This is a genomic window from Tumidithrix helvetica PCC 7403, from assembly GCF_965232925.1.
Taxonomy (GTDB): domain Bacteria; phylum Cyanobacteriota; class Cyanobacteriia; order Pseudanabaenales; family Pseudanabaenaceae; genus Tumidithrix; species Tumidithrix helvetica.
This window is the reverse complement of the sequence record NZ_CBDDRA010000005.1, coordinates 56524-73671: the sequence shown is the minus strand read 5'-3', so window position 1 is coordinate 73671 and position 17148 is coordinate 56524. Positions and strand designations below refer to the sequence as shown.

General features: G+C 47.4%; 16 protein-coding genes. 7 read left to right on the top strand and 9 right to left on the bottom strand.

Annotation, left to right across the window (positions count from 1 at the left end; genetic code table 11):
- Nucleotides 1-11: 11 nt before the first annotated feature.
- The 3 genes from ACP2WE_RS06280 to rpe all read right to left on the bottom strand — a co-directional run bounded on the left by ACP2WE_RS06280 (nt 12) and on the right by rpe (nt 3745).
- Nucleotides 12-1277, bottom strand: a complete 1266-nt coding sequence (locus ACP2WE_RS06280; protein WP_425214739.1) for a vWA domain-containing protein — start codon at nt 1275-1277, stop codon at nt 12-14.
- Between the two features lie 352 nt (nt 1278-1629).
- On the bottom strand, nt 1630-2697 hold the full coding sequence (locus ACP2WE_RS06275) for a S1C family serine protease (protein WP_425214738.1): 1068 nt from the start codon (nt 2695-2697) through the stop codon (nt 1630-1632).
- Between the two features lie 358 nt (nt 2698-3055).
- Nucleotides 3056-3745 carry a ribulose-phosphate 3-epimerase gene (gene rpe / locus ACP2WE_RS06270; RefSeq protein WP_425214737.1) on the bottom strand — a complete coding sequence of 230 codons (690 nt, stop codon included), beginning with the start codon at nt 3743-3745 and terminating at the stop codon, nt 3056-3058.
- A gap of 168 nt (nt 3746-3913) precedes the next feature.
- Between rpe and nrdR the strand changes: the two genes are divergently transcribed.
- On the top strand, nt 3914-4390 hold the full coding sequence (nrdR, locus tag ACP2WE_RS06265) for a transcriptional regulator NrdR (protein ID WP_425214736.1): 477 nt from the start codon (nt 3914-3916) through the stop codon (nt 4388-4390).
- An 8-nt stretch (nt 4391-4398) separates the two neighbouring features.
- Here the strand turns inward: nrdR and ACP2WE_RS06260 are convergent, their stop codons facing one another.
- From ACP2WE_RS06260 to ACP2WE_RS06240, 5 genes are all read right to left on the bottom strand, one after another.
- Entirely contained in the window at nt 4399-6252 is a 1854-nt protein-coding gene (locus tag ACP2WE_RS06260; RefSeq protein WP_425214735.1) for an N-acetylmuramoyl-L-alanine amidase, read from the bottom strand.
- 213 nt (nt 6253-6465) lie between these two features.
- Complete coding sequence (locus tag ACP2WE_RS06255; RefSeq protein WP_408648743.1) at nt 6466-6672, bottom strand: NAD(P)H dehydrogenase subunit NdhS; 207 nt, start codon at nt 6670-6672, stop codon at nt 6466-6468.
- 111 nt (nt 6673-6783) lie between these two features.
- Nucleotides 6784-7554, bottom strand: coding sequence for a hypothetical protein (locus ACP2WE_RS06250; RefSeq protein WP_425214734.1), 771 nt, complete (start codon nt 7552-7554; stop codon nt 6784-6786).
- Between the two features lie 40 nt (nt 7555-7594).
- On the bottom strand, nt 7595-8287 hold the full coding sequence (locus ACP2WE_RS06245; protein ID WP_425214733.1) for a M15 family metallopeptidase: 693 nt from the start codon (nt 8285-8287) through the stop codon (nt 7595-7597).
- A gap of 41 nt (nt 8288-8328) precedes the next feature.
- Nucleotides 8329-9234 carry a M15 family metallopeptidase gene (locus tag ACP2WE_RS06240; RefSeq protein WP_425214732.1) on the bottom strand — a complete coding sequence of 302 codons (906 nt, stop codon included), beginning with the start codon at nt 9232-9234 and terminating at the stop codon, nt 8329-8331.
- Between the two features lie 248 nt (nt 9235-9482).
- Here ACP2WE_RS06240 and ACP2WE_RS06235 point away from each other — a divergent pair, with 248 nt between their 5' ends.
- The gene (locus ACP2WE_RS06235; protein WP_425214731.1) at nt 9483-10571 is read left to right on the top strand and encodes a hybrid sensor histidine kinase/response regulator; all 1089 of its coding nucleotides are present in this window, start codon (nt 9483-9485) and stop codon (nt 10569-10571) included.
- Between the two features lie 47 nt (nt 10572-10618).
- Here ACP2WE_RS06235 and ACP2WE_RS06230 read toward each other — a convergent pair whose 3' ends face one another.
- Complete coding sequence (locus ACP2WE_RS06230; protein ID WP_425214730.1) at nt 10619-11482, bottom strand: phosphatidate cytidylyltransferase; 864 nt, start codon at nt 11480-11482, stop codon at nt 10619-10621.
- Nucleotides 11483-11756: 274 nt separating this feature from the next.
- Between ACP2WE_RS06230 and ACP2WE_RS06225 the strand changes: the two genes are divergently transcribed.
- From ACP2WE_RS06225 to ACP2WE_RS06205, 5 genes are all read left to right on the top strand, one after another.
- Nucleotides 11757-12251: a J domain-containing protein gene (locus tag ACP2WE_RS06225; protein WP_425214729.1), complete on the top strand. Its 495-nt coding sequence runs from the start codon at nt 11757-11759 to the stop codon at nt 12249-12251.
- A 20-nt stretch (nt 12252-12271) separates the two neighbouring features.
- A complete protein-coding gene (locus ACP2WE_RS06220) occupies nt 12272-12544 on the top strand; it encodes a DUF3143 domain-containing protein (protein ID WP_425214728.1) in 273 nt (90 codons plus the stop codon).
- Nucleotides 12545-12991: 447 nt separating this feature from the next.
- Nucleotides 12992-14008 carry an aspartate-semialdehyde dehydrogenase gene (locus ACP2WE_RS06215; protein ID WP_425214727.1) on the top strand — a complete coding sequence of 339 codons (1017 nt, stop codon included), beginning with the start codon at nt 12992-12994 and terminating at the stop codon, nt 14006-14008.
- A 152-nt stretch (nt 14009-14160) separates the two neighbouring features.
- Nucleotides 14161-15054 (top strand): 4-hydroxy-tetrahydrodipicolinate synthase, encoded by an 894-nt coding sequence (gene dapA, locus ACP2WE_RS06210; protein WP_425214726.1) that lies wholly within the window; start codon nt 14161-14163, stop codon nt 15052-15054.
- Between the two features lie 146 nt (nt 15055-15200).
- Nucleotides 15201-17012, top strand: a complete 1812-nt coding sequence (locus ACP2WE_RS06205; protein WP_425214725.1) for a ribonuclease J — start codon at nt 15201-15203, stop codon at nt 17010-17012.
- Nucleotides 17013-17148 lie beyond the last annotated feature (136 nt).

Here is a 17148-nt window from a genome sequence, read left to right as displayed (position 1 = left end):
GGATTAGCAACTTATGGGGAAGGAGGCTGCAAGACAGTCTTGGAAGCAATCCGAGTTTTTTTACGGTCAGCTTCGCTCAGCTCAGTACCAGATTGCAAGCGGGTAGCATTGGTTTGAAGGACTGTGGCTGCATTTCGATCGCCCATCTGTAAAGCAGTCTTTGCCGCTGATTGTAACATTGTGGCTGCTCCTGTGCGATCGCCTTGCTGTAGTTTCGCCTCAGCCAGTTGTGTCTGACGATATTTCGCCAGCGCTAAAATTTGAGTTTGCACCTGCGGATCGATCTGGGAGTTAAAGTCCTTGGTTAAAGTGGCTTCAACTAGCACTGGGGCAGACATGGAGTTGACTTTACCTTGGGCAGGATCGTCATAGCGAATCTGGGCTGCCAAAATTTCGATCGCATCGGGTGTACTGCCAGGTAAGGCATTTGCCTGATTGATATACAGATTGACAATGACCACCCGTTCGACATCGGTCATCAGGTCGCCAAGGCGCACCACTACGGTGTCACCTTCCATTTGGACTGGAAGCTCAATCGTGTCAGGCGCAACTTGGGCAATCGGCTTTAATTCAGCAATGCGCACGTTGGGAGCTAGTTGTAAAACCAAATGGGCATTGGTTAACCCCACGGATTGTACTCGACGCAAGAGCCGTCGAAACTGTTCCCCTGCTTCCTCAGGCGACTGAATATAGGTGAGCGTGCCGCCGCCTGCATCGGCAATTTGCTCTAAAACATCTTGATTCCAGTTGTCCCCAAAACCTAAGGTATGCAGTGTCATGTTGTACTCGGTGGCAAGACGCGCAAACTGAAAAGCGCGATCGTTATTGCCATGTTCGTTCTCACCATCTGTGAGCACGAAGGCTTGACTAATTGTGCCCTCCTTGCCCTTGGTCATTTCTTGCAAGCCCAACTTGATACCGTCGTCGATGCAGGTTCCCCCTGACGCCTTGAGCGACTGAATTTTGCCCTTGATCGCTTCCGTGCGATCGACGTTTTGATTTTCTACGACCACTGTAGCTTTATGATCGAAGCCGATGACGCTGAGCCGATCGCTGTACACCATCTGATCGACTAGATCGCGGGCAGCTTTTTTGACGGTATCTAAAGGTCTTCCCCCCATGGAACCACTGTGATCGAGCACGAGGCAAAGATTTAACGGGGCTCCAGTGCCAATTTCCGCAGTAGCAGATACTGTAATCGCCAGTTGACGCTGACTATTGGGTTGGGAGCTGTCAAGACAGCGATCGCTTAGGCTACAAGACAGATTTACACTCATGGCAGGCTCTATAAATTCGCTGAAAGAATTCACTAACTAGAATACCAAGACTCAACAAGATTGGGGGATTTCTTGGTCTGATGGCTGCAGAAAATCTTTATACAAGGCGAAAACATTTTCCCTTTAACCTCATCACTATTGAACTGACACCAATTTCTCTTAAATTTGCAACAGATCGGATTAGGGGTTCCGTGCAGAGCGTGGTCTTTTCAAAAAGACGCGTTGCATCATTTTTTGAAAATGGTATGAATCACATTTGAGCCGCTATTCTTCAACTAATTTTCAACATCCGATCTGGAGCGTCATGCATGCAATCAGGGTATTTTTATGAAAATTTGGATGCCTGAGGGTTCTAGAAAAATACATGTAAATTAGCAAACTGCCGATCGCGGGCGACCGTTAAAATTGCCGAACTTGGGCGGCGATCGAGGAAGTTAATCAATTGTCGAACATCTGTGAGGCGATATCCATTTAGAGCTACCAAGCGATCGCCCTCCTTTAAGCCCAATTCACTGGCGATCGAACCTGGTTGCACAGCTTGAATAATCATGCTGTTTGTCTGTAATGCCACACCTAGATGAGGACGATTGGGAGCAACTTGCGATGGAACTTCGGACTCTACGGGAATGACTGAATTAGGAATCGCTGGATTTGCAGTAGCTGAAGTGGATGTAACTGGATTGGGAGTAACAGATTTTGGAATGGAAGTTAAAGATGGAGATGGATTAGGTACGGTGGCGATATGGTTGGAACCAGAAGTACTTTGTGCGATGAAGCTTCGAGCGATCGTAGCGCTGGTGGCAAAGCCAATCCCCACATTGCTTTTCCCATTTGGAGTCAAAATCGATTTGTTCACCCCAATCAACTCTCCACGAGAATTGAGTAAAGGCCCACCCGAATTCCCTGGATTCAGGGCGGCATCTGTCTGTAAGTCTCCATTAACCCCAATACGGCTGACAATTCCTGTTGTTAACGTACCTGAAAGTCCATAGGGGCTGCCGATCGCAAACACTCTCTGTCCAACCTCAATACTATCTGCACCAGCCAAAGGAATTGTTGGCAAGCGATCGTTAGTTTGCAACTTTACTAAGGCAAGATCGTTTTTATTCTCAGTGGCAACCACTCGCCCAGCATAGGTTTTGCCATTGGGCAGTGTCACACTGACTCGATTTACGCCGCGAATCACATGCTCGTTTGTCAACACCAAGCCATCGGGAGTAATAATGCTACCCGAACCCGTACTACTTCCTGCTCTGATCGTAACAACCGCTGGGTAAGCGGCACGATACACTTGAACTGAAACCAGTTCTTCTCCACTATAGGGAATAGAATTTGCTTGGGCAGGTGCGATCTGCAACACTGCGGGGGAGCTAAGTATGGCAGCCGAAAAAACACCTAAAAAGGTGGACTTGAGGTTCATAGTCAAAGTTGACTCCGTAAGCTTGGAATGTGTGATGGGAACTGATATGTAAGCGTTTGACGGCAAGAGCGATCGCACGGTTCCCCAAAAACACGAATCCGCTATGAATCACCCGAATGGGCGATCGCGCACTGATTTAATACCATTTTCAAAAAATGACAACGCATCTTTTTGAAAAGACCGCGCGGAGCGCGGAACACAAAACCCGATCTGTCGCAATTTCAAGAGAAATTGGTATAACCTTAGGGCAGGATAAGAATTTAGGTTGGATCGGTGAGAGAGCAAATCTTTACGAGATCGAAAAAGGGAGCGTTAACTGAATATAGTACGCTCCCTTTTTTGTGCGATCTATAACGATCTATGCAGTTACCAACTCAGGGCGCTTGCTGTGGCGAATATCAGAAATCGCTTGAGCGTAGTTCTTCGCCTTAAATACGGCTGAACCAGCCACGATCGCATTGGCTCCCGCTTCCAAAACTTGCCAAGTATTATTGCCCTTAAGACCACCATCAACTTCGATCCATGGGTCGAGACCGCGTTCGTCACACATTTCACGCAACTGACGAATCTTGGGGATAACGGTAGGAATAAAGCTTTGACCGCCAAAACCTGGGTTAACGCTCATGATCAGCACGAGGTCGCAAAGATCCAAGACATGCTCGATAAAGCTGAGGGGTGTAGAGGGGTTCAGTGAAACGCCAGCCATTTTACCGAGTTCGCGAATTTGACCTAAATTGCGGTGCAAGTGAGGGCAAGCATTATGCTCGGCATGAACGGTGATAATATCCGCGCCTGCTTTGGCAAAATCAGGCACATAACGTTCTGGCTCGACGATCATTAAATGCACATCCAGAATTTTTTTGGTGACAGGACGAATTGCCTCAACGATTAATGGCCCAATCGTGATATTGGGGACAAACCGACCATCCATGACATCAACGTGAATCCAATCTGCGCCAGCAGCATCAACGGCACTAATTTCTTCGCCTAATCGACTAAAATCGGCTGACAGAATTGAGGGAGAAATAACTGTAGATTTTTGTGCCATATGCTTACGCGGTAGTGATAGTTACAGATTTTCTTAATGTTAACATTTTCAGCGACATCCTTTCGCATTCTAAAATGCGATCGCCAAGCTGAGACTGTTCCTAGATTTGCGTAGCCTAGCCTATATAATGAATGGTTGCCTACAGAACCAAATTTTTTGGGATGCGCTATGCACTGCCCTTTTTGTCAAAACATGGAAAGTCGCGTACTAGAGTCTCGTGCAGCAGAGGCAGGGCATAGCGTGCGACGCCGAAGAGAATGTTTAAAATGCCAACGTCGGTTTACGACCTACGAAAGAATTGAATTTGTGCCAATTACCGTGATTAAACGCGATGGGACGGCAGAATCTTTCGATCGCTCTAAATTGCTGCGCGGTATGGTTCGGGCCTGCGAAAAAACGGGGGTATTACAAGAAAAGTTAGAGGCAACGATCGATGAAATCGAGTCGCAGCTTCAGCTTCGAGAAAATCACAATGTTACGAGCGTAGAGATTGGTGAAATGGTTTTAGAGCATCTCCAAACCGTGAGTGAGGTGGCTTACGTGCGTTTTGCCTCTGTCTATCGCCAGTTTAAAGGCGTTAGAGATTTTGCTGAAGCCCTTAGCCAGCTAGATAAAAATGCTCATAATGAGCATAATATTGGGTGAATTCTTCCCTATGAGGCGGGAATCTTGGCGAACCATGCCGTGATGCCATCGGCGATCGCTGTTGCCAGTCGTTGCTGTTGCTCTGGATCGACAATCCATTCAAATTCATCAGGATTGATCATAAAACCGAGTTCCAAAAGCACGGATGGCGTTGTAGTCGAGCGAACGAGTGCCAAATTTGCCCAATAAACGCCATAGTCGGGACGATTGAGCTGTTTGACTAAGTAATTTTGCAAAAATCTCGCCAAATCGCTACTTTGAGGATGGTACCAAAAAGCGCCAACTCCTGCCGTATTAATTGCATCCCCATCATCGGGAAGTGCGTTGTAATGAATGCTCAACGCGATCGCGGGTTCGTTTCGATCGATCGTGTCTACCCGTTCTTCCAAACCTAAATCGATATCCTTGTCGCGGGTCATGACGACGGTAGCACCGCGCTTTTGCAGTTCGGCTTGCAAGAATTTAGAGGTAATCAGCGTCGCTGTTTTTTCTGGATAGCCCGTCGGCGATCGCGTCCCCAAGTCTTCATCTCCACCATGCCCGGGGTCGAGCACGATCTTAATGCCTGCAAGGGGTTGAGGCGCAGCAGGTTGCGATCGCAGGAGGGGGGGATGTTTGATCGAGAGCACCAGACTCGAGCCTTCGTACCGCAGTTTGTAGCCCCATTGCTGGCTAGATTTGAGTCCGATCGTGTAAACCACCTGACTGGGGGCATTCTGTTGCGAGGCGATTTGCTGCCAAGTGATTTGCCCGATCGCGGGGTCGTTGCCAATCAGAATCGTATCGGTTTGGGCGGTCACATTGTGGAGGGTGAGGGTGAGGGTGCGATCGCCCTGCGCCACGGTCATGGGAACTGGAACTTCTAAAGGGAAAGTAATCTCTGTCCAATTGGAGACTTTTTTCGTGCCGAGGCTATGGATGGTTGAATGGATGGGGGCTTCTACATCTTGGATTCGCACAGATTTACGGTTAATCCAAGCGCCATAGTCGAGTCGAAACCAATCCCCCTGTCTGCCTGTAATTAGAGCTTTTGAACCCTTGGGCAGTGGGGTCAACCGTGAAAAGTCGCTACTCGCACCCGTGCGAGTTATGGCAGAAGGAACGGTAACTTCCACGATCTGGAGGCGATCGGGCGATAGTACTTCCACTATTCCTTGGGCTGGTTGGCGGATGGTTTGATTAGCTTTGGTGACTCGAAACTCAGGTTTGCCTAGGATTCCAGAGTTCGCAAAAGCAGTACAGCCTAAATATTTACCGATCGCTGGTTCCACCGAGGGTTGATTATTGCCCGTTAAGACTGCGTAGTTAGGTGGCAGTTGTGTCTCTGACTGGCTAGTCTTTAGAGAAATCGTCCGATCGCCTAGAAATACGGAAACATCGGCATTCGGTGTGGCGATCGCTTCAAAGCAAATTCGTTCGTTGGGTTGGATCGCTATATCCTGTTTGGGAAGTAAAGAATCAGAGATAAATCCCAACTCAGAAGGCGGCGCAATTCTCGTAGCAAGTCGGATGATGTTCGTAGCGATCGCCTGCGAAGCCTGTTTTTGCCCTTGAGAATTTTGATATTCAAGCGTGAAGCTGTTTTGCCCCAGTTGTAATGGCAAGCTAGGTGCAAAATGCCCCGCCGCATTGCGTTCGATCGCCACACCGTTAATTGTGACTACCCCCTCGGGCGGAGCCGAACCAATGAAAAAGATTTTGTTACTGTAGGTTTCGTGCTTTAAGGGCGGATAGGTGAGGTGCAGTTGCGGCGATCGCATCTGCGCTCCCGCAGCTAAGGTGAGAAGTAACGTGACGACTGCTAGAAATACACTCAGGAAAAAGCGTTTAGTCCAGCCTTGGAGGGTGCGTCTTACATTCATGAAGCTTCAATACCTAAGGTTACGGGAAAGCGATCGACCTTATAAGGGAACTGCTATGCGCACAATAAGTCGGACTTACCCCCTTTAATTCCCCCTTGCAAAGGGGGAAGACTGGAAATATCTTGTGTTCCTTCCCCTACCCTGCGGGAAGTCGCTTCGCGGCTAGTGCAAGGGAAGGGTTGGGGTGGGGTAATTTCCAAATCAGAAATGTGCTTATTTTTTCTTCTTGCCTTTGCCAGGCCCGATCGTAGCATCGACCAACTCTAACTCAGAGGCGCGAAAAGAGACGATTTTTTCCCAGTTGCCACCGCCAAAAATCACAGCAACCCTACCATCGGTGACTCTTTGCACCTGTCCCTCAAAACCATAGTAGGTGTCACCTGCATTGATCACCTTCACAGCCGATCCGGGGAAAATCATGGTACTCATATTCAGCTTCTACTCCGTTGCTATATCTTCGTATGAATTGTTGTTGGTGCAATCTTTCTAACAGTGATTATATATCCATAACGAAGTCCATGACTAAAGCTATTATTCTGCCGTTATGAATAGATTCTTTTCTATGGATTTTTCAATGTTGAGATCGATCGCTTCACAGCATTCCTCAATACTTGCACCTCGATCCATCAAAGCGGCAAGTGCCTCAAAGGCATCCTTACGATCGCGTAGCAAAACCTTAGCGCGGAGGAGCGCCCATCGCTGTTCTAGTTCTACATCCTGTTGAAATGCTGGTTTAAACGTCGCGATCGCCGCACGCAGTTGGCGAATATCCTCTGCGCCACCATAGTCTTCCGTACCCTTACAAAAAAGTTGCTCTGCGGCAATTCCTGCCATCCAGACAGTACAGCAGCGATCGAGGTAGTTGGGAGTAATCTTCCCATTTACCTGAGGCTCAGATTTGGCATCTTTCGCAGTTTTAGGCTCTAAAATGCCCTCAACCGCCACACCCCTCTCAATTCCTACGGGCATTTCTCCCACGGTTTGTTGCCCAAATTTGTAATCCCCCGAACATCTGAGGCGATATCCCAAAATTTTCATGCCGAGCAAATGAGCCGCCAAAAAATGTCCAGTCTCATGATACAAAACCTGTTGAGAATATTGGGGCGATCGCTGCCGCAACCATGACATCAAAAAATCACCCCCTTTTCCCTGCCACAGAGCGCGATCGATCGCATACAGCCCTAACAGCAAAACGGCAATTCCTGCTGGCACAAATGGTGATATCCCCACAACGGGCCCCAGCAGAGCCAACATCGTAATGCTAAAAATGGCGATCGCCAAAATGTCGAGGCTATTGATCATGGGTTATACCGATCGTGGTTTGTATATGCAGACTGGGAAATTAGCGAGAGGGATCGGCTGAATGGGTCAGTTCTCGATCTTTGCGAAAGGCTGCCAGGCTTTGCTCGTCACCGATAAATCGCCAATGCCAAGGTTCGTACATCACGCCTTGGGGATTATTGGGCAAAAAAGACAGCTCAAAGCTAAATCTCGCCGCATTTTTCTCTAGCCACTGAAAGGCAACTGTGCGATCGAAACTGGAAGATAGGTTCGTACCGGGGTTGGCGCCATCCCCAATATCCACTGCATAACCTGTATGGTGTTCGCTATAGCCAGGGGGCGCACTTACCTGAGCGCGTTCGGCAGGGGTTTGGTTGCGTTGCCGCGCGATTTCATAAAACAGATAGCGTTGCACTTCTTTTGTCCGAAAACCTGATATTGCTACCAAATCGATCCCCTCGGCTCTGGCTGCATCGACCATGCTCAAATAACTTTTAGCAGCAGCGTCCCGCAGTTTGATCTCATAGCCATCTCCTGCCCTAGAAATTGTATGCAAGGTATTGGCGGGGGCTTCTTCGTAGGCAAAATGCCCAAACATTACGGGTGTGCTCGAAGGTGTGGTTGATGAAGTATCTGAGGGTGGTGCAATCGTTTTTTTGCTTTCAGCGATCGCATGACGATCTCCCATTGGATAGATACCAACAGCCAGTCCCAGCAGAACCAACAGGATGATGCTAAAAATTCGGTTGTACATGCTGGCTTTAAAGTGGATATGCCTAAATTAATGTGCCTAAACTAACGTGCAGATGGGGCAGTAAAAGAGGAAGGATTGCCCGAGGTCGTAGAATTTCGACGTTTGTAAAATGTTGCCAGACTTTGATCGTCACCAACAAATCGCCAATGCCAAGGCTCGTACATCACGCCTTGGGGATTGTTGGGCGGAAAAGACAGTTCAAAGCTAAATCTCGCCGCATTTTTTTCTAGCCACTGAAAAGCAACGGTCTTATCAAAGCTAGGGGATAGGTTTGTACTGGGGTTTGCGCCATCGCCCACATCTACCGCATAGCCTGTGTGATGTTCGCTATAGCCTGGGGGCGCACTCACCTGAGCCCTCTGAGCGGGGGTTTGATTGCGCTCGCGACTAATGTCGTAAAACAATTGGCGTTGATCTTCTTTAGAGCGAAAACCTGAAATAGCGACTAAGTCGATCCCCTCAGCTCTGGCTGCCTCGACCATGCTCAAATAACTTTTAGCAGCAGCGTCCCGCAGTTTGATCTCATAGCCATCCCCTGCCCTAGAAATCGGACGCAAGGTATTAGCAGGAGCTTCTTCATAGGCAAAATGCCCAAACATCACGGATGCTCCGTTTGAAGGCTGGCTATCGGCGATCGGCTCGGGGGGTGTCGTTACGGTTGGTTGAGGCTTGTTTGCTGTCAAGTCGGGCAATGGGGATGCAGAAACTTGAGGCTGTGAAGTTTGAGAAACTTGAGGCTGCCTCAACTCACTCAACACAAACAATAAACGAGTTGTGATTAAGGGTGTGAGAAACGCTATGACTGCTAAGCCATACCCCCACCAAGGGACTGCTCGCAGCGATCGCATCACAGGATTTGTAGAACCTGTTTTATGTTGTGCGGATTGTCCCTCCTTTTGAGGATCGCTAACACGTTGAGCAACAGGAATATCGTTGGGGATAGGCATAGATGTGGCGAAGTCCAGTCGGGGTAATATATCGCTTTCCAGCTAGCAGACAACTACAAGATTTTAGGCATAAACCTTGAATCAGTAAATCTGACCAATAGAGTACTTCATTTTATTTTTGAGCAAACTCCATAACAGTATTATCCTCAATCTTGCCTTAGTATATGTAAGGGAAAAACGGAACTAGGTTAAAAATTGTCGTTATTTAGAAATGCCCTAACATCCATAATCTAGTCTGTCGCAAAGCCATGATCAAAATACTCGTCATTGAAGATGAAGATGATATTCGTGAGGGGATTCTAGATGTTTTAAGTGCCGATAACTTTCTGACAATTGAAGCAGGCAACGGTAAAGCAGGCATTCAAATGGCAAAGCATCATAAGCCAGATCTGATCCTGTGTGATGTCAGTATGCCAGAGCTTGATGGTTATGGAGTAATTTCAGAGTTACGACAAGATCCTAGTTTTGCTACGATTCCTTTTATTTTTTTGACCGCCCAAGTTCAAAAAGATAACTTGCGCTATGGCATGAACTTGGGTGCTGATGACTATCTCACAAAGCCCATTAGTCGTTCTGAGTTATTAAAGGCAATTACGACCCGACTCGGTAAGCAGGCAGCGATCGACCAGCAGTTTCGCGTCAAACTCGATGAATTGCGCAGTAGCATCACCTTGCTTTTGCCCCACGAACTTCGCACCCCCTTGAGTGGAATTTTGGGGCTATCTGAAGCTTTGATCGAGGAGCATCAGACGCTTAGACCAGATGAGGTTTTGGAGTTGGCGCAAGATATTCATAGCTGTGGGGAAAGGTTATATCGGCTGATTCAAAATTTTCTGATGTACGCTGAGCTAGAAATTGCTGCGGCAAATCAAGCGATCGACTTGGCAACGCCGAGCGATCGCGCAGATGTGAAAACGATTGTCACCAAAAAAGCCGTGCAAAAAGCCCAAGAAAATCGTCGAGAATCAGACCTCAGAGTAACCTTAGAGAATGCCTCCATCGGCTTGCCAAGCGCTAAATTCCAAAAAATCATCGAAGAAATCTTAGACAATGCTTTCAAATATTCAGAGGTGGGCACACCTGTTCTGATCGTTAGTCAAGTTGTTGACGATCGCCTCAGTTTATCTGTGAGCGATCGCGGTCGTGGCATGACAGCCGAACAGATTGCCAATGTCGGGGCATATATGCAGTTTGAGCGCAAACTTTACGAACAGCAAGGTACTGGTCTAGGACTTGCGATCGCCAAGCGACTCACCCTGCTTTATGGGGGCGAACTGACGATTCATAGCATCTTTGGTGAGTTGACCGAAGTGTGTGTCACTTTCCCCTTAGTCTAGGTTTTAGTCTAGGTTTTTAGTAGGGGAACTTATTGCGATCGAGGCAGTTAAATCGATATCAGGGGCAGTATTAGCGTCACAAAATAGTAAACCAGCGGTGCAGTAAATACATAGCTATCCGCACGATCTAAAATTCCCCCATGCCCAGGCATAATCTGACCTGAGTCTTTGACACCCGCATCTCGTTTCATCATCGACTCTGTAAGATCTCCCAACAAGCCTGCTAAGCCAATCAATAGACCTAACATAGAACCCGTCAGCCACCAAGTCTGCCAGCCTAAGCAAAACGCCCAAATTAGAGCGACGATTACACAACTCACTAAGCCAAAAGCTGCACCTTCTACAGTCTTTTTAGGGCTGATATCTGATAGCCTTGTGCGTCCAAATATTTTGCCCATCACATAAGCGCCAATATCTGAGGCCCAGATGCAACTAAAGGACATCAACACATAGATACCCCCCTGACTTAAGTAAAAGTCCCAGTCCCAGTTTGCACCCAACTGGCCGGCTAAGTGCAAAGGATCTCCTTGTTCTAGACCGCGCAGACGCACCCAAAAGCTAGGTAAATAGCCCCCGTAAAATAACCCTAAAATTGAGGCTGAAATATCGGCGATCGTGGCAAATTGCGGCTGAAATAACAGATAAAAGCAGATAAATGTGCCAGCGACGGGCAAGACGGCATCCGCAAACTCTATTTTTACCTGTGCCACAATCAGTAAAGCTTGGCTCACCAGTAGGGTGATTTTGGTTGCTGGCGACATCCCTTTCGATTTGACCAAGTTGAAATATTCCAACTGCCCCAGACAAATCAAGATTGCAAAGATGATGGTGAATGCCCAACCACCAAATGCGATCGCTGCCAATGCCAGAGGAATGGCAACAACAGCACTAATTATGCGAGTCCAGGGCATGAAGATTCTACCTTTCAGACAATTCCATGATTTTTGCGATCGCAGGTTCAGTTATTCCAGCACAATGATTTCGGCGTAATGAATTTGAGTTGGACTGCTATAGGCTAAGTAATCTAGCGTAAACGATCTGAGCGTAGAAACCACCAATTCGTTAAAATTACACACAGCCATTCTGCCTGTATTTTTTCAGTAGCGATCGTAAGTGCGATCTCGCTAGATGTAGTGCAGTACAATACAGAGTGCTTAAGCCCCCTAGATCGATTTGCAGTCTTCCATGCAGTCCGCCCCTAAACAAGCCAAAACCTATTACGCTATATTAGGACTAACGCCATGGGCAAGTGCAGTCCAAATTCGGCAAGCATATCGAGATCTGAGCAAACTTTACCATCCTGACACTACCCAGCTCTCTAAAGAAATTGCGATCGAACAATTTAGGCAAATTAATGAAGCCTATGCCACCCTAAGTAACCCAGAGCGGCGTAACACCTACGACCAAATGATTCGATTTTCACGGTTAAACTATCTAAATCATCAAACAGATAGTTCGGAAACACAGAATCTAGGTAATAGGTATCGCCATCCCCTACAGGAGGACGATGGGTTGCCCTGCGAACGACCCCTATCTGGTGGCGAATTGTTTGTCCTTTTTCTTATGGCAGTCACCTTGATTGCCTGCGTGCTGCTTGTCCTGCTAATTGGTTGGCTGCGCGGAGATGCACTCCTACCTGAAATCCTATCTACCTCCATGAATTTTTCACCGTTTGCATAACCTTAAGGCATGATTGCATAATGATCCTTCCACCTGCTGAAACACCGCTGTATAACCACACACTGCCCGTGCTAGAGTCTTGGCTCAAGATTCAGGGCTGCCGACAAGATCGTTCTAATTTGAGTGTGTGGCGAGTTAAACGTCCGAGTTGGGAAGCTGAGATTTCTATGGAAGTCGAAGAAATCAGGGTGCGCTATATCAATGCGATCGCAGGAAATCGAGATTTGCAACGAGTTTTCCCCTATTCGCTGAGCCGTAAAGACATTGAAGATGCCATCTTTATTGGCCCTTAATAACTTAGCTTCAGAAGCTTGACTTATACCTGACTTATATGGTTTATGGTTAGTAATGCCGCAAGATATTCCATAGCAGTTTAAGCCAACAACGGTGTAGCATAAAAACGCCCAATCGGGGGCATGGCATTAGAAATGTAGTAGGGGTCTGAGCGATCGCATTCAAGTCCTCGCAAAATTTCCAGTCGAAGCAAGACAAAAAAGCCGTAAGTTATAAAAGCGCAAGTGTATTCAAACTGAAGATGCAGTATAAACACACCGTCATAAAACGATTCAGTCAACAGACTTCAGCACAGAAAAGCTCAACGTGAAGGATTGAAAGACAGACAGAATCTTGATGCTATTGCTTTTGACATCCTAATAAAAGCTTTAAACCACAAATTTAAACAGTAGATTTAACGATTCAGCACAGAGATATTCATTTATTCATATGTTTTTGGAGGTTCATTGAGTAAATCCTATAGAGTTGCCATACTAGGCGCAACAGGAGCAGTCGGTACAGAGTTATTGGCGTTATTGCGCGAGAGAAATTTCCCGCTGAGCGAGCTAACACTGCTCGCTTCGGAATATTCCGCAGGTAAAGAAATCCAGTTTGGCACAGACAGGTTGACGGTCAAAACGGTACAGGCTGATTCCTTTGATGGCATAGATCTAGTTTTGGCTTCAGCGGGTGGCAGCGTGTCTAAGCAATGGGCCCCGATCGCTGCCAAGGCAGGAGCAGTTACGATCGATAACTCCAGCGCTTTTCGGATGAATCCTGATGTCCCCTTAGTCGTTCCTGAGGTAAACCCCGAAGCCGTTGCACAACACCAAGGAATTATTGCAAATCCCAATTGCACCACAATTCTCATGAGTGTGGCGGTGTTTCCCCTGCATCAAGTCCAACCGATTAAACGCATTGTTGCCGCGACTTACCAATCGGCAAGTGGTGCGGGGGCACGAGCCATGGAAGAGGTCAAGCAACAAGCCCAAGCAATTCTCAATCAAGAGCCTGCGAAAGCCGAGATTTTGCCCTATCCTTTGGCATTTAATCTGTTTTTACACAACTCTGCCCTTAACGCGCAGGGCTACTGCGAAGAAGAGATGAAAATGGTCAATGAAACTCGCAAGATTTTCAGCGCCCCCGATCTGAGGATTACAGCTACCTGTGTACGGGTTCCCGTACTTCGCGCCCACTCTGAGGCGATTAATCTAGAGTTTGACGAACCATTCAGCCCTGAGGCGGCTCGTCAGATTTTGGCAAAAGCTCCAGGCATCAAGCTGGTAGAAGACTTTGGCAAAAATTACTTCCCAATGCCGATCGATGCCAGTGGCAAAGATGAGGTACTTGTGGGTCGTATTCGTCAGGATATTTCTCATCCTGCTGGATTAGATCTATGGCTATGTGGCGATCAAATTCGTAAGGGGGCTGCTCTCAATGCGGTTCAGATTGCGGAGTTATTGATTGCCAAGAACTTACTCTAATCCGCGATCGTAAAAGCCCCTGTTGCCAGAACCAAATTCCCAGTTTATTCTTCTACAAAATATTAGAGATATTCACAACCTGAGATTGATGACACATGCTTCTCATTCCTATCATTATGTTCGATCTAAATAAGGGATAACTTTCTCAGCCTATGAGTGCGATTGACTTTGGTCGGGTAATTACTGCAATGGTCACTCCCTTCGATCTAGAGGGTAAAGTTGACTATGTCCGTGCAGAAAAATTAGCAGTACATCTGGTCGAAAACGGCACAGATTCTCTGGTGATTTGTGGCACGACGGGTGAGTCGCCGACCTTGAGTTGGGATGAGGAATATCAATTATTCCAAGTCATCCAAAAAGCTGTATCTGGCAAAGCCAAAGTTATTGCAGGAACGGGTTCTAACTCTACCTCTGAAGCGATCGCTGCTACCCAAAAAGCCGCGCACTTAGGGCTAGATGGTACATTGCAGGTCACGCCCTACTACAACAAGCCCCCCCAAGCTGGGTTGTATCAGCATTTTGCCGCGATCGCGCAAGCCGCACCAGATATCCCCATGATTTTGTATAATATACCTGGGCGCACTGGTTGTAAGCTGGAACCAGAAACAGTTGCGCAGTTGGCTGAAATTCCTAGTATTATTGGCATTAAGGAAGCCACTGGGGATCTCGATCAAGCCAGTCAGATTCGGGCGATTACACCCACTAGTTTTGACATCTACTCGGGGGATGACTCTCTAACCTTGCCATTGATGGCTGTAGGCGCAAAAGGAGTTATTAGTGTGGCATCTCACTTGGTTGGGAATGAGATGCAGTCCATGATTCAGGCTTTTATTACGGGGAATGTCCAACGCGCTACAGAGATTCATATTCAACTATTGCCTCTGTTTAAAGCTTTATTTCTGACCACAAATCCTATTCTTGTGAAAGCAGCCCTGCATATGGTTGGCTTAGATACAGGAGTCCTACGATTACCCCTTGTGAAAAGTTCTCCAGAGCTTGAAACCAAACTCAGAGCCGTAATGAATCGCTTGGGCATTACGTCATAGATTGAGTTTTCCAGTTGCTAACTTTCCAATTATCCAGTTGTCCAGTTGTCAGTAGTTTGTTGCAAATTGACTTTTAACTACCGATCGCTCGCAACCAAACAGATTTTCCTTTTACTTCAATACAAACCGAAACACAGAAACAACATATGACTAACAAATCCAATTCTCCAGCACTGAAGATTATTCCTTTAGGTGGTTTGAAAGAAATTGGCAAAAACACATGGGTGTTTGAAATCAATGATGAAATTATGCTCCTAGATGGAGGTTTATCCTTCCCCGAAGGCAGTATGCCAGGGGTGAATATCGTGCTGCCAGATATGACCTATCTGCGCCAAAATCGCCACAAGATTAAGGGCATGATTGTGACCCACGGTCACGAAGATCATATCGGCGCGATCGCTTTCCATCTCAAGCAGTTTGATATCCCCGTGATTTACGGTCCCCGCCTTGCCATGGCACTTCTAGAAGACAAACTGAAAGAAGCGGGCGTATTGCACCAAACCGAATTGCGACGGGTGATGCCTCGCGATGTCGTCCGCATCGGTAGTAATTTCTTTGTCGAATTTATTCGCAATACCCACTCCATTGCCGATAGCTGCACGATCGCGATTAATACGCCTGCAGGATTAGTAATTCACTCGGGTGACTTTAAAATCGACCATACGCCTGTTGACGGTGAGTATTTTGACTTCCATCGCCTTGCTGAGCATGGTGAGAAAGGTGTGTTATGCCTGATCAGCGATTCTACCAATGCCGAAATTCCTGGCGTAACTCCCTCAGAACGTTCGGTTTACCCCAACCTTGAGAGAGCTTTTGCCACTGCCAAGGGAAGAGTGATTGTCACCACTTTCGCTTCGTCGGTTCACCGCGTTAACATGATTCTCGATATTGCCGAAAAGCAAGGTCGTGTGGTGGGTATCGTCGGGCGATCGATGTTGAATGTCATTGCTCATGCTCGTACCCTTGGCTATGTCAAGTGCCGCGATGAGTTATTACAACCCTTGCAAAATCTGCGCCATTATAAGAATGACCAAATCCTCATTCTCACCACGGGTTCGCAAGGGGAGCCGATGTCTGCGCTGACCCGCATGGCAAATGGTAGCCACAGACAATTACAGATTCAGCAGGGCGATACGGTTGTATTCTCTGCCAATCCGATTCCTGGAAATACGATTCCTGTGGTGCGCACGATCGATAAGCTAATGGCAATGGGTGCGAATGTTGTCTATGGTAAAGATAAGGGCATCCACGTTTCTGGACATGGCGCTCAAGAAGATCAAAAGATGATGCTGGCGCTGGTTCGTCCTAAGTTCTTTTTCCCTGCTCACGGCGAACTGCGCATGCTCTTGCAACATGGCAGAATGGCAGAAGCCATGGGTATTCCTAAGGAAAATATCATCATTGCGGAAAATGGCGATGTTGTGGAAGTCTGCGAAGACCATATTCGCGTTGCGGATAAGGTTCCTTCGGGCGTGGAGTTGGTGGATTCTTCGCGTGATGGCTTTGTCAAGGGCGATGTGCTGCGCGATCGCCAACAGCTTGCAGGAGATGGCATTGTCACCATCGCGGTTTCCGTGGGAGCCGATGGCAAACTATCTGCAACGCCAGATGTACAACTCAATGGCGTAGTCTTGGCAATGGATCGCTCCGATTTGATGGCACACCTCACCCAAACTCTTGAAACTTCGCTGAGTAACTGCTGGGAATCTTTTGCTCGGAATCTTGGCGACCAACAAGAGGTCGATTGGACGGGCATTCGCTATCAGTTAGAGCGCGACGTGAATCGCATGATCAAAAATAAGATTCAGAGTCGTCCGATGTTGGTGCTGTTACTGCAAACACCTGCTGGCAGCAAAACTGCTACATCAGTGGCTACTGGTGCTGCGATCGCAACGCCAAACCCCAATGGTACGCCTGCGGCTGGCAAGCGTCGTCGCACAGCGGCGGCAGTTTCATAAATATCTGCGATTCATAGCTTGACAGAACATTGCTTCGTACGGGTTTTATCCTTGAGGAAGTGATGTTCTTTTTTATGGCAGGACAATTCATGAATTGCCCTATGATAGAAATTTCATGAAAATCATACCAATTTCA